Here is a 12,214-nt window from a genome sequence, read left to right on the forward strand (position 1 = left end):
CCGCCCCACCCTCGACCCCATCCGCCTGCGCGAGGAAATCGCCCAGGCTGCCGCCCGCATGATCGCGGAAGATGGCACCGACTACGCCACGGCCAAGCGCAAGGCCGCGCGGCAACTGCTGGGCGACGTGCGCGTGGCGGGCGAGTGGCTCCCCGACAACGAGGCCGTGGAGGCGGAAGTCCGTCTCTATCAGGCATTGTTCCACTCGGAGAGCCAGCCCCGCGTCCTGGCGCTGCTGCGCCGGCTGGCCGTGCTTGCCATGCGCGACCTTGCTGCATTCCGCCCCTACCTGGCCGGGGCTGTGCTCAACGGCACCGCCACCGAGCATTCCGACGTCTATCTGCAGTGCTTCTGCGACAGCCCCAAGGATCTCACCCTGCACCTGCTCAACGCTGGCGTGGACTTCGACACCAGCGAGACCCGGCACTTCGCCGGCCGCGGCGAGGTCGAGACCCTGAGTTTCCTCTGGAAGGGACAGTGGCCGGCCATGCGCGACGCGCGCCTGCTGGCTGGAGAGATCCGTGCGGAACTTGGCCAGCCCGTCGGCATTCATATAGCGCTGTATGATGCGGATGACGAACGCGGCGCAGTCCGGGCCGCGGCCGGTGGCCGGGTTGCCCGTGCCGATGTGGATGCGGTGCTGGCACTGCTGGCCGCCGCCGAAGCGGCGGCACCCCAGGTGCCCGACGCGCCCGCAGCGGCCTGAGCGCCAGCCTTGACCCGGAGCGCGAGCGAGGCTGGTCACAGGCCATGCGCACCGGGCCTATCGGGCCATCCGGGTTCTTACCTCTTCCATCAGCCGCTATCTTTCTTGCTGCCATGACCTCTTCCACCAGCACTCCTGTCCGCCGCAGCCGCCTCTGGGCTTGGCTTGCCGTCGCCGTCGTGGCTGCCGCCGCGGGCGCGCTGGCCGGGCACTATGTGTTTTCGCCCAAGCCTGCATCCGACGAGGCCGTCGAGACGTTCCTGCGCACGCAACTGCCAGATCTGGATGGCACCCAGATCAACTTCGCGCAACTTCGTGGAAAAACGGTGGTTGTGAACTTCTGGGCACCCTGGTGTGGCCCCTGCGTGGAAGAAATGCCCGACCTGAACGCGTTGCATAAGGAATACACGGGACGAAAAGTGGAATTTGTCGGCATCGGCATCGATTCCGCCAACAATATCCAGCAGTTCATCAAGAAGATCCCCGTCTCCTACCCACTGGCCGTGGCCGGTTTTGCCGGTACGGAGCTCTCGCGCAACTTTGGCAACGCGGCCGGCGGCCTGCCCTATACAGTGATCATTGCGCCAGATGGCACGGTCAGCTACCGCAAAATGGGCAGGGTTTCCCCTGACGAGCTGCGCGCCGCGCTGCCTCGCAGCTAGCCATAAGATTCTTGATTTGAGGCGAATTTCTCCTAATCTTGATCGATCATCAGGCAATTTGATCGAAACACGACTCTGCAGCCTCAAAGTGCGGAATCGGGCCTGAAAACTCGCCTGCTTCGAAGCTGCCGATGTCTACGCTGCTAGACAAATCACTCTAAGCTACGGTAATCTCCGCGCAATTTCGTTGAAATGGTCGAGCCGCCGTGATCGATACACCTCCCGAACGCCGCTCCCCCCGCTACCGCAAGGTGCTGGTCCTGCACGGACCGAACCTGAATTTGCTGGGCACGCGGGAGCCGGAAACTTATGGGTACACGAAACTAGCCGATATCGACCTGGCCCTCGCGCAGCGAGCCCGCCAGACCGGCATCGCCCTGGCTACGTTTCAGTCCAACCATGAGGGTGCGCTGGTGGATCGTATCCATGCCGCGCGCGACGAGGGCGTGGATTTCATCATCATCAACCCGGCCGCCTATACGCATACCAGCGTAGCGCTGCGCGATGCGCTGGCCGGGGTGGCGATTCCGTTTGTGGAAGTCCACTTGTCGAACGTGCATCGGCGCGAGAACTTCCGTCATCACTCCTACTTCTCCGATGTGGCGATCGGAGTGATCTGCGGACTTGGCTGGCAGGGGTATCTGCTGGCGCTGGACTATGCCCTCGGGCAGGAGCTGGAACAGGCGCGGCCCAAGACCTGATCCGCACGTTGATTTCTTAAACCGTTACCGCGCCCCCGGCGCCTGCCCCGCCGCCATGTTCGCGGCGGACCACGGCAGCCCGCCGGAGGCGTCAGTTTTTCCCGGACGCAGCCACCAGAGCGGTGGCCGCCGGACAACCCGATTCAGGAGGATAGAAGATGGACCTGCGCAAGCTGAAGACGCTGATCGACCTGGTGGCCGAGTCCGGCATCTCCGAGCTGGAAGTCACCGAAGGCGAAGGCAAGGTGCGGATCGTCAAGGCGCCGCCGCAGGTCATCGCCGCGCCGATGGCCATGCAGCCAATGCAGGCACTGCCCCCGGCCGCCGCGCCGGCCGCGATGCCCGTCGCCGGTACCGAGCCGGCCGCGCCGCAACTGCCGGTCGGCCATGTCGTGACGTCGCCGATGGTCGGCACCTTCTATCGCGCACCGTCGCCGGGCGCCGCGTCGTTCGTCAATGTGGGCGATACCGTCAAGGAAGGCCAGACGGTCTGCATCATCGAAGCGATGAAGCTGCTCAACGAGATCGAGTCGGACAAGGCTGGCGTGATCAAGGAAATCCTGGTCGAGAATGGCCAGGCGGTGGAATACGGCCAGCCGCTGTTCATCATCGGCTGAAACTGACCGGCATGCCGCGCCGCCCGCAGCCTGCGCCGGAGTTCTCCGGCCAGCCACGGCGGCGACGGCCACCGGGCGTTCCTCGTTCCGGTGCCAGCACCCCCGCCTGCACTCCGGCTGCCCTCGCCGGGGACGCCACGATCCGCCGCGGTGGGACCGCCTTTCTCCTCGCAGAGAGTGACTATGTTTGAAAAAATTCTGATCGCGAATCGCGGTGAAATCGCCCTTCGCATCCAGCGCGCCTGCCGCGAGCTCGGCATCAAGACTGTGGTGGTGTATTCGGAAGCCGACAAGGAAGCCAAGTACGTCAAGCTGGCCGACGAAGCCGTCTGTATCGGCCCGGCGCCCTCGCCGCTGTCTTACCTCAACATGCCGGCCATCATCTCGGCCGCCGAGGTGACCGACGCGCAAGCCATCCACCCGGGCTACGGCTTCTTGTCGGAAAACGCCGACTTCGCCGAACGCGTGGAAAAGTCCGGTTTCGTCTTCATCGGCCCGACTTCCGAGAGCATTCGCCTGATGGGCGACAAGGTCTCGGCCAAGCAGGCCATGATCAAGTCCGGCGTGCCATGCGTGCCGGGTTCCGAAGGCGCCCTGCCCGACGACCCCAAGGAAATCCTGGCCACGGCGCGTGCCGTGGGCTATCCGGTCATCATCAAGGCAGCGGGCGGCGGCGGTGGCCGCGGCATGCGCGTGGTGCACACCGAGGCCGCCCTGGTCAATGCGGTCAACATGACGCGCGAGGAAGCCGGCCGCGCCTTCGGCAACCCGGAGGTCTACATGGAGAAATTCCTGGAGAACCCCCGGCACGTCGAGATCCAGATCCTGGCCGACCAGCATCGCCAGGCGATCTGGCTGGGCGAGCGCGACTGCTCGATGCAGCGCCGCCACCAGAAGGTCATCGAAGAAGCACCTGCGCCGCACATCCCTCGCCGCCTGATCGAGCGCATCGGCGATCGCTGCGCCGAGGCCTGCAAGAAGATCGGCTACCGTGGCGCCGGCACCTTCGAATTCCTGTACGAGAACAACGAGTTCTACTTCATCGAGATGAACACGCGCGTGCAGGTCGAGCACCCGGTCACCGAGATGATCACCGGCATCGACATCGTGCAGGAACAGATCCGCATCGCCTTTGGCGAGAAGCTGCGCTGGCGCCAGAAGGACGTGCAGTTGCGCGGCCACTCGATCGAATGCCGCATTAACGCCGAGGACCCGTTCAAGTTCACGCCGTCGCCCGGGCGCATCACCGCGTGGCACATGCCCGGCGGTCCCGGCGTGCGGGTCGACTCGCACGCGTATGATGGCTACTTCGTGCCGCCCAACTACGATTCGATGATCGGCAAGATCATCACCTACGGCGCCACCCGCGAGCAGGCCATCGCCCGCATGCGGATCGCGCTGTCGGAAATGGTGGTGGACGGCATCCAGACCAACGTACCGCTGCACCGTGAGCTGATGCTCGATGCCAACTTCGTCGAAGGCGGCACCAGCATTCACTATCTCGAGCACCGCCTGGCCCAGAAGAACGTGGCCAAGGGCGGCAAGATCTGAAGCCCCGGCGCGGCCAGTCATAACTGATCGACAAGGATCGCCTGTGGCATTTCAGGAATGTGTGATCGAAATCGCACAAGACCAGGCCGAAGCCTGGTCTGACGCGCTGTTCGACCTCGGCGCGCTGTCGGTCTCGGTGGAAGACGCCGATGCCGATACGCCCGACGAGCAGCCGCTGTTCGGCGAGCCCGGCATGGAGCCGACCCGCCTGGCATGGAACCGCTCGCGCGTGGTGGCGCTGTTTGACGACAGCGCCGACCCCGTGCTGGTGGTGGCCGCCGCCGCCAATGCGCTGGGCGTCGACCCGGTGCCGGCTTACCAGCTGCGCCCCGTCGAAGACCAGGACTGGGTGCGCCTGACGCAATCCCAGTTCGCGCCGATCCGCATCGGCGAGCGCATCTGGGTGGTGCCGTCCTGGCACGATGCGCCGGACCCTGACGCGGTGGTGCTGGAGCTGGACCCGGGGCTGGCCTTCGGTACCGGCAGCCATCCCACCACACGGCTGTGCATGCAGTGGCTGGAACAGAACATCAAGGCCGGTGAAACGGTGCTCGACTACGGCTGTGGCTCGGGCATCCTCGCCATCGTGGCGCGCAAGCTGGGCGCCGGCGACACGCTCGGCATCGATATCGACCCCAACGCGGTGGAAGCCTCGCGCTATAACGCCGAGCGCAATCGCGTGGAGGCTACCTTTGCGCTGCCGGAAACCGTCTCCGAGGCCAGCTACGACCTCGTCGTCGCCAATATCCTGTCCAACCCGCTGAAGCTGATGGCGGCCATGCTGAGCGCGCGGGTTCGCCCCGGCGGACGGCTGGTGCTGTCGGGTGTGCTGGAGCGGCAGGCCGACGAAGTCGCCGCGGCCTACGCGCCCTGGCTGCCCATGTCGGTCTGGCGCAGCGAGGAAGGCTGGGTCTGCCTGCATGGCACCCGCGGTGAAGGCCCCGGCACCCAGAGCTGAGCCCAGCCCATGGCCGCAGCCAAGCTCGTCACGCGTTGCCCGGCCTGTCGCACTGCCTTTCGGCTGGTGGCGGACCAGTTGCGGCTGCGCCAGGGGCTGGTCCGCTGCGGCCAGTGCGACACCGTCTTCGATGCACGTGAGCACCTGATCGAGTTGCCGGCGCCCGAGCCGGCAGCCGGCCCAGAGGCCGTCGCGCAGGCGGGGGAAGGCATTTCTGCCCCCGCCACGCCCCCGGCACGGGAAGCGCCTGCCGAGCACGCGCACGAAGAAACACACGAAGAACTGCACAAGGCTGCCCGCGCGCAGCGCGCCCCGCGCAAGCGGGCGCATGCCGTGGCGCCCCCGGGCACGGAAGCGCACCCAGTTGAAGCCACAGCCGTGCCGCAAGAAGCAGCGCCCTTCGACACGCCTGCCCAACACGACGCCGACGGCAGCCGCCCCGCCGCCGCGCCCTTCGACCCCGGTTACGACCCTGGCTATGACGTGCCGGCGCTCGACGCGCCCACCGTCATGCTGTACCAGACGCAGGCGGAAGCGGACGAGGCGGTGCAGGCCAGCAACCATCGGGCGGAGCCGGAAACCGGCACCGCCGACGCTCACGAACACAAGGACGAGGACAAGGACGAGGACGAGCCTTCCGCGGTGTTCGTACCCGGCATCGTCGAGAGCGAGGAAGCTGGCCTTACCGCCGCTGCCGCGGCGCAGGTGGAGGCAGAAGCGGAGGCACCGCAGGCAAGCGAAGCACCCGCCCCCGCGCCGCAAGCAGCACCCTGGCCACAACTCGACCCCAGCACGCTGGGCGACGGCGATGCCACGCACACCGCGGACATCACCGATACGGAAAACGCGGGCGACACGGCGAAAGCGGCGAACGAAGCATCCGCCACCAGCCCTGTCGTCACGAGTGCCGCCGCCAGCACCGAGGCCGACGCAGCGGCCATCCCGAGCGCAGGCGGCTACCTGCGCGCCGAAGCGCAGGACGATCTGCCCGAGATTCCCGAAGTGATCTCACGCGAACAGGCCGAGCGGCCGTGGATGCGCAGCGACACGCCCGCCACCCCGTCCTTCGCGCCCGACTTCCTGCGCCATGCGCGTGAGCGCGATCCTGGCCCGGCCAGGCGCAAGCGCATGCTGCAAAAGGTGGCGATCGGGTTCCTGGTGATCGCGGGACTGCTGCAAGGCACCTACCTGGCGCGCAGCCAGCTGTCCGGCCGCTTCCCTGTATTGCGGCCCGCCTTCGAGGCAGCCTGCGCGCCGCTGGGTTGCGAGGTGGCGCCGTGGCGCGACATCGATGCCTTGCGCATCGAGAGCTCGCTGCTGCAAAAGCAGGATGACGAATCCGACGCCTACCTGCTCGCCGTGACGCTGCGTAACCAAGGCCGCGCCACCGTGGCGCTGCCCGCCATCGAGCTGGTCATGACGGACCTCCAGGACCAGCTCCTCCTGCGCCGTGTGCTGCAACCCGCCGACTATCTCGAAACCGGGCAGCAGGCCTTTGCCACGCATGGCCTGCGGGCAGGCACGGAGCTGCCGGTTCGGGTACGATTCCGGTCGCAGCAGGCGGCGGCAAACTACCGCGTGCTGATTTTTTACCCCTGAATTCCCTCTGGGCTCGCCGCTAATCCCGAGCGCCCCCGATTTGCGAGCCCGCATTTCACACAGGAGCACATATGAGCAACGTCACCCTCGGCGGCAACGCCATCGAAGTCGGCGGCAAGTTTCCGCAAGCCGGCGACAAGGCCCCCGCATTCTCGCTGGTCGGCAAGGACCTGAAGGACGTCACGCTGGCCGACTTCGCCGGCAAGCGCAAGGTGCTCAATATCGTCCCCAGCCTGGACACCCCGGTGTGCCAGGCTTCGGCCCGCAAGTTCAACGAAGCCGCCAGCGGCCTGGCCAACACCGTGGTGCTGACCGTCTCTGCCGACCTGCCGTTCGCCATGGGCCGCTTCTGCACCGCGGAAGGCCTGGCCAACGTCGTGCCGCTGTCGCTGATGCGCGGCGCCGACTTCAAGGGCAACTACGGCGTGGACATCAAGACCGGCCCGCTGGCCGGCGTGACCGCGCGCGCCGTGGTGGTGCTCGATGAGAACGACACCGTGAAGTACAGCGAACTGGTCTCGGAAATCAAGAACGAGCCGAACTACGACGCCGCACTGGCCGCGCTGAAGTAAGCGCGCCACCTGCCAGGCGCGGCCACCCGGCAAAACGGGTGGCCGTTTTTGCATTCAGGGGCACCGGCATGACCCGGTGGCCCCGTCAGCCCGCATTACGAGAATTGGAGAGAGCATGTCCAGCCTGATCTGTGGCTCCGTTGCCTACGACACCATCATGACGTTCGAGGGACATTTCCGCGAACATATCTTGCCCGACCAGATCCACATGCTGAACGTGTCCTTCCTGGTCCCGTCCATGCGCCGCGAGTTCGGCGGCTGCGCGGGCAATATCGCCTACACGCTGAAGCTGCTCGGCGGCGACCCGGTAGTCATGGCCACCGTCGGCGTCGACGCCGAGCCCTACCTGCAACACCTGCGCGCGCTCGATATCAGCACCGAGCACATCCGCACCCTGCCTGACACCTTCACGGCGCAAGCGATGATCACGACCGACCTGGAGAACAACCAGATCACGGCGTTCCACCCCGGCGCGATGAACCAGTCGCAGCTCTCGCAGGTGCAGGACGCGCTTGGCGGCAGCAACGCGCCCGGCCTGGGCATCGTCGCCCCCGACAGCCGCGAAGGCATGCTGCACCACGCGCGCCAGTTCGCCGAAGCCGGCGTGCCGTTCATCTTCGACCTGGGCCAGGCCATGCCGCTGTTCAACGGCGACGATCTGCGCCAGTTCGTTGAACTCGCCAGCTACGTGACGGTCAATGACTACGAAGCTCAGGTTCTGCTGTCACGTACCGGCTGGACCGGTGATGAAGTCGCCGCGCAGGTCAAGGCGTTCATCGTGACCCACGGCGAAAAGGGCGCCACCGTCTTCGCCGACAAGCAGAAGTACAATATCGCCGCCGTGAAAGCGGATCGCGTCGTCGATCCGACGGGCTGCGGCGATGCCTTCCGCGGCGGCCTGCTTTACGGCATCGAACAGGGCTTCGACTGGGAAACAACGGGCCGGCTTGCCAGCCTGATGGGCTCCATCAAGATCGCGCACCAGGGTCCGCAGAACCACAAACCGTCGCGCGACGAAATCGGTGAACGCTTCCAGTCCGCTTTTGGCTACCGCTACGAGTAACACCTTTTCCGGGATTGATTCTATGCACACCCTGATTCGCACCAGCGCCATCGCGCTCGCCGCCGCAGCCACCCTGGTGGCTGGCTGCGCTGCGCAGTCGAATTCCGCCAGCATCTATACGCCGGGCCAGGCACAGCGCGAGCAGACCTTGCGCTACGGCGTGGTCGAGACGGTTCGCGAGGTGCTGATCCAGGGCGACCAGACCGGTGCCGGCACGATCGCCGGTGGCGCCATCGGCGGCATCGCCGCGGGCAGCACCATCGGCAGCGGCGGCGGCTCGGTGGCCGCCGGCGTGCTGGGCGCCGTGCTCGGCGGCATCGCCGGCAGCATGGCCGAGAACAAGATCAGCCAGCGCCGTGGCCTGGAAATCACCGTGCGCCTGGACAACGGCGATATGCGCGCCATCGTCCAGGACGCCGACGAAGCCTTCCGTCCGGGCGAGCGCGTGCGCTTGCTGTCGTCGGGCGGCACGACCCGCGTCACGCACTAAGCGCGATACGCTGGACGGCATAGGGCGGCCCTGGGTGGCCGCGCAGCGGGGGGCGCAACCAAAGGGTGCCGCCCCGCCGCTCGATGGCTCCTGTGGCTCCTGGCACGTTCTGGGGTAGTCTGCGGGACCGCTCCGCACACGCCGCATACGCCCCTGGCAAAGCGCTGCCTCCTTCACCGGAGCAGCGCTTTTTCTTTGCGGCGTTGCCGGGCCGGCCCGCAGTGTCCCGCGTTGCGTGCTCCGCCTGCCGTGGTTCGATCGCCCATGAAAAAACCCGCCGGGCTTGCACCATCGGCGGGTTGGCAAGACTAGCGTCTTGCAGACCGGATACGCGGTATCCGGTCAGTGCGGCACGCCCTGCGTGCCTTGGCAATTCCCAGCGGTAGCCGTTGCCGGCACGCTTACGGACGGGTGCCCGTGGGGAAAGGCCATGCCGCAGCCGGGTTCAGCGCGGTCTTGGCAGCTGCAGCGGGTGCAACAGCAGGTGCAGCGGCAGGCTTGGCAGGCGCGGCCTTCTTGGCAGCAGCCTTCTTGGCCGGTGCCTTCTTGGCAGCAGGCGCCTTCTTGGCCGGAGCAGCCTTCTTGGCAGCAGCAGCCTTCTTGGCGGGCGCGGCCTTCTTGGCAGCCGGTGCAGCCTTCTTGGCCGGTGCGGCCTTCTTGGCGGCGACCTTCTTGGCCGGTGCGGCCTTCTTCGCTACAACCTTCTTGGCGGCAGCTTTCTTGGCCGGCGCGGCCTTCTTGGCTACAACCTTCTTGGCTGCGGCCTTCTTTGCCGGTGCGGCTGCCTTCTTGGCCGGCGCTGCCTTCTTCGCTACGACCTTCTTTGCAGCGACCTTCTTCACTGCAGCCTTCTTGGCCGGTGCAGCTTTCTTGGCCGGTGCGGCCTTCTTGGCGGCGACCTTCTTCACAGCGGCTTTCTTGGCCGGGGCAGCTGCCTTCTTGGCGGCCGGCTTGGCGGCGACCTTCTTAGCCGCCGGTTTCTTCTTTGCAGTCGTTGCCATGGATAACTCCTTCACTAGAGAGTGAATATCGAATGACCTAAGTTGGCGACCCGACCGATCCGAGGCGCGATACAGCGATGCGACCCCAATCGAGCGAGCGATTCATCGGCGCACGGCGCGCGTTGTGGCCGCACGCTAATGAATTCGGTGGCAGGGGCACCGCGGCGCGCGGTGCGAATGTGGCCAAGCGGAGCCCGCAGCCGGGCTTCTGACGCTTGCCGCGCCCTGGAATATTCGATCTGCCCGCGCCATCCGCCGGATCGGCGCGCGACATGAAAAGAGAGATATCGGCCGGCATTTCCGTGATGCGGGCCAGGCCACGCACACCACGTACGGCATTTTTTCGGGGGTAGTTCGCCCATCCCGTTACTGGGCCAAAGGAGACTGCACGCGTTTTAGAAAACCAGTACGGCTTGGTCTGCGTCAAAGTTCTAGTGCTCCTGAGCTACCTGTTTCATTGCATCGAAGTGGGTGGCGCTCATCGTTGCGCATCACGTCCAACCTCATCGTTGCATCTTGCTGTCTTGCCTGCCACGCAGCCATGCAATGAAGTGAGACTCTTGTCAAGGCGAATCATAATTCGTTTGTTGGGCGATGTTAAGAAAAAAGTGCAAAAAAACTTGCGTGCGAGCATGACAACTTCATCGTCTTCGTCGTTGCGCTGCGCTGACCTCGTCTTTGCTTGCGCGCGCTACGCTCTCATCGCGTCTCTCGCACCCTCGCGACGCTGCGCTCGACCATGCTCGATGCCCCTTCGACACGGCATCGCGCGAGCGTGAAGACGTCGCTGGCGTGCTGCGGATTTTCGGCGTGCGCATCGCAGTCGCGCGTCTTCCATGCCCTTCGGCAATGCCAATTCCCGCTCATGGTGTAAAGCCGGAAACCCGCATGCACAAAGGCTTTTGGGGAAGCAGAAAAGTTCTGCGCGCTCAACCGTGAGCAGGCGTTGCGCGTGAGCTGGGACGCGTGGTGACTGGATGCGATCGAGCGCTGCGAGGACATCTGCAGCGCTACCGCGAAGACGCGCATCCGCAACGCGGCGCGCGACGCGCACAGTGCGCGTCGCCTCAACCCGGCACGCACGCTCACGCGCTGCGCGCGCAGTGATGCGCCGACGCAACGGTTTGAGAATCGTCACCGCGACACGCGCTCTCCAACGATGCATCGAACGATGCTCGAACGATGTCGCTCACCATCTCGCACTCGCATCGCGCAGGCGTCATCGACACGTGAGATGCCCGTTCGAGTCTCGCTTCGCCGGTGGTCTCACGGCGGTGTCGGCATGCGTCCGACAGCGGATGACTTCGCGCGTCGACCGGGGCGGCAGATCGCGTGGCGAGGCATCGGCTCGCGCACCATCCGAATGGTCTACTGCCAATGGAGCAGGTCGCCGGTGCGCGCAAGGAACGAGAGCGTGGATGGCCGCACGCGCCGGCACCCCTGAGGCAGCAAGCACGGCATGGCGCCCTCACTTGAAACGCACCGCTAGAGGATTGCTTCGAGTGCCGGGCGGCGGACAATTTGCTGCATGACAGAATCCGCCTGCTTCCATACGCCAGGCCGGCCTGCGGCAGTTGCCGGGGGGGCTTTGGTGCGTACGCAAAGGCGGGCTGGCGATTGCAGCGAGAGCGCATCGCCAGTAGATTGGCGTACGCGCGCCGCCGGGTTGGCCCGGTGCTGGCATCATGGCGCGCACCAACTCGAAGAGGAGATCCCGATGCACTTTACTGCCCCCCGCTCCGTCGCACGCGCCGCCGCCGTCGCGGCACGCACTGCCGTGCTCGCCGGCGCGCTGCTGGGTAGCGCCGCTGCGCTGGCCCAGGCCACCCCCGCCGGCTCATGGAAGACCATCGACGACGCTACCGGCAAGCCGCGCGGCCTGGTGGAGATCAGCGAACAGAACGGCGTCTTTAGCGGCAAGCTGGTCAAGAGCTTTACCGACAACGACGGCAAGACCAAGGTGTGCGACAAGTGCACCGACGCGCGCCGCGACCAACCCATCATGGGGATGACCATCATCACCGGCCTGCGCAAGACCGGCGACAACGAGTGGAGCGGCGGCGAGATCCTCGACCCCGAAAGCGGCAAGCTCTACAAGACCAAGATGTCGCTGGCGGACGACGGCAAGAAACTCAACGTGCGCGGCTTCATCGGCATCAGCCTGCTGGGCCGCACCCAGACCTGGGAGCGCGAACGCTAGCCTGCCACGACCGGCGATGCCGGTGCCACCGACGGCACCGGCATCGCCGCCAGCTTGCCTGCGCGCATCGCCGCCGCGCCACCTCCGCCACACC

The 12,214-nt window shown here is 66.0% G+C and carries 13 protein-coding genes; 11 read left to right on the forward strand and 2 right to left on the reverse strand.

The window, feature by feature from the left end; all coding sequences use genetic code 11:
* The 10 genes from A9975_RS10180 to A9975_RS10225 all read left to right on the forward strand — a co-directional run.
* Positions 1–706 (forward strand): UDP-N-acetylmuramate--alanine ligase (locus tag A9975_RS10180; RefSeq protein WP_370564304.1); only part of this gene is annotated, 706 nt, incomplete at its 5' end.
* 113 nt (positions 707–819) lie between these two features.
* Positions 820–1,368, forward strand: coding sequence for a TlpA disulfide reductase family protein (locus tag A9975_RS10185; RefSeq protein ID WP_183032592.1), 549 nt, complete (start codon positions 820–822; stop codon positions 1,366–1,368).
* Positions 1,369–1,574: 206 nt separating this feature from the next.
* Positions 1,575–2,069, forward strand: coding sequence for a type II 3-dehydroquinate dehydratase (aroQ, locus tag A9975_RS10190; RefSeq protein WP_183032593.1), 495 nt, complete (start codon positions 1,575–1,577; stop codon positions 2,067–2,069).
* A 158-nt stretch (positions 2,070–2,227) separates the two neighbouring features.
* Complete coding sequence (accB, locus tag A9975_RS10195) at positions 2,228–2,686, forward strand: acetyl-CoA carboxylase biotin carboxyl carrier protein (protein ID WP_043349608.1); 459 nt, start codon at positions 2,228–2,230, stop codon at positions 2,684–2,686.
* Positions 2,687–2,869: 183 nt separating this feature from the next.
* A complete protein-coding gene (accC, locus tag A9975_RS10200) occupies positions 2,870–4,237 on the forward strand; it encodes an acetyl-CoA carboxylase biotin carboxylase subunit (protein ID WP_043349611.1) in 1,368 nt (455 codons plus the stop codon).
* Between the two features lie 43 nt (positions 4,238–4,280).
* Positions 4,281–5,195, forward strand: coding sequence for a 50S ribosomal protein L11 methyltransferase (prmA, locus tag A9975_RS10205; RefSeq protein WP_150986867.1), 915 nt, complete (start codon positions 4,281–4,283; stop codon positions 5,193–5,195).
* Positions 5,196–5,204: 9 nt separating this feature from the next.
* Positions 5,205–6,794 (forward strand): DUF3426 domain-containing protein, encoded by a 1,590-nt coding sequence (locus A9975_RS10210; RefSeq protein ID WP_183032594.1) that lies wholly within the window; start codon positions 5,205–5,207, stop codon positions 6,792–6,794.
* 71 nt (positions 6,795–6,865) lie between these two features.
* Positions 6,866–7,366 (forward strand): thiol peroxidase, encoded by a 501-nt coding sequence (gene tpx / locus A9975_RS10215; protein ID WP_043349617.1) that lies wholly within the window; start codon positions 6,866–6,868, stop codon positions 7,364–7,366.
* Positions 7,367–7,481: 115 nt separating this feature from the next.
* The gene (locus tag A9975_RS10220) at positions 7,482–8,429 is read left to right on the forward strand and encodes a carbohydrate kinase family protein (RefSeq protein WP_183032595.1); all 948 of its coding nucleotides are present in this window, start codon (positions 7,482–7,484) and stop codon (positions 8,427–8,429) included.
* Positions 8,430–8,451: 22 nt separating this feature from the next.
* Positions 8,452–8,919, forward strand: coding sequence for a hypothetical protein (locus tag A9975_RS10225; protein ID WP_150986864.1), 468 nt, complete (start codon positions 8,452–8,454; stop codon positions 8,917–8,919).
* Positions 8,920–9,320: 401 nt separating this feature from the next.
* Here A9975_RS10225 and A9975_RS10230 read toward each other — a convergent pair whose 3' ends face one another.
* Together A9975_RS10230 and A9975_RS10235 are read right to left on the reverse strand one after the other, a co-directional pair.
* Positions 9,321–9,920 carry a histone H1-like DNA-binding protein gene (locus A9975_RS10230; RefSeq protein ID WP_183032596.1) on the reverse strand — a complete coding sequence of 200 codons (600 nt, stop codon included), beginning with the start codon at positions 9,918–9,920 and terminating at the stop codon, positions 9,321–9,323.
* Between the two features lie 699 nt (positions 9,921–10,619).
* A complete protein-coding gene (locus tag A9975_RS10235) occupies positions 10,620–11,009 on the reverse strand; it encodes a hypothetical protein (RefSeq protein ID WP_183032597.1) in 390 nt (129 codons plus the stop codon).
* A gap of 628 nt (positions 11,010–11,637) precedes the next feature.
* Here A9975_RS10235 and A9975_RS10240 point away from each other — a divergent pair.
* Positions 11,638–12,120, forward strand: coding sequence for a DUF2147 domain-containing protein (locus tag A9975_RS10240; RefSeq protein ID WP_183032598.1), 483 nt, complete (start codon positions 11,638–11,640; stop codon positions 12,118–12,120).
* The last annotated feature ends 94 nt before the right edge of the window (positions 12,121–12,214 follow it).

This window comes from Cupriavidus sp. UME77 (assembly GCF_014170355.1).
Lineage (GTDB): Bacteria > Pseudomonadota > Gammaproteobacteria > Burkholderiales > Burkholderiaceae > Cupriavidus > Cupriavidus basilensis.

What these genes read in the sequence shown, in the direction of transcription:
- A9975_RS10185 (WP_183032592.1), top strand. Translation starts at nt 820, where the DNA reads ATGACCTCTTCCACCAGCACTCCTGTCCGCCGCAGCCGCCTCTGGGCT.
- accB (WP_043349608.1), top strand. Translation starts at nt 2,228, where the DNA reads ATGGACCTGCGCAAGCTGAAGACGCTGATCGACCTGGTGGCCGAGTCC.
- accC (WP_043349611.1), top strand. Translation starts at nt 2,870, where the DNA reads ATGTTTGAAAAAATTCTGATCGCGAATCGCGGTGAAATCGCCCTTCGC.
- A9975_RS10210 (WP_183032594.1), top strand. Translation starts at nt 5,205, where the DNA reads ATGGCCGCAGCCAAGCTCGTCACGCGTTGCCCGGCCTGTCGCACTGCC.
- tpx (WP_043349617.1), top strand. Translation starts at nt 6,866, where the DNA reads ATGAGCAACGTCACCCTCGGCGGCAACGCCATCGAAGTCGGCGGCAAG.
- A9975_RS10220 (WP_183032595.1), top strand. Translation starts at nt 7,482, where the DNA reads ATGTCCAGCCTGATCTGTGGCTCCGTTGCCTACGACACCATCATGACG.
- A9975_RS10225 (WP_150986864.1), top strand. Translation starts at nt 8,452, where the DNA reads ATGCACACCCTGATTCGCACCAGCGCCATCGCGCTCGCCGCCGCAGCC.
- A9975_RS10230 (WP_183032596.1), bottom strand. Translation starts at nt 9,920, where the DNA reads ATGGCAACGACTGCAAAGAAGAAACCGGCGGCTAAGAAGGTCGCCGCC.
- A9975_RS10240 (WP_183032598.1), top strand. Translation starts at nt 11,638, where the DNA reads ATGCACTTTACTGCCCCCCGCTCCGTCGCACGCGCCGCCGCCGTCGCG.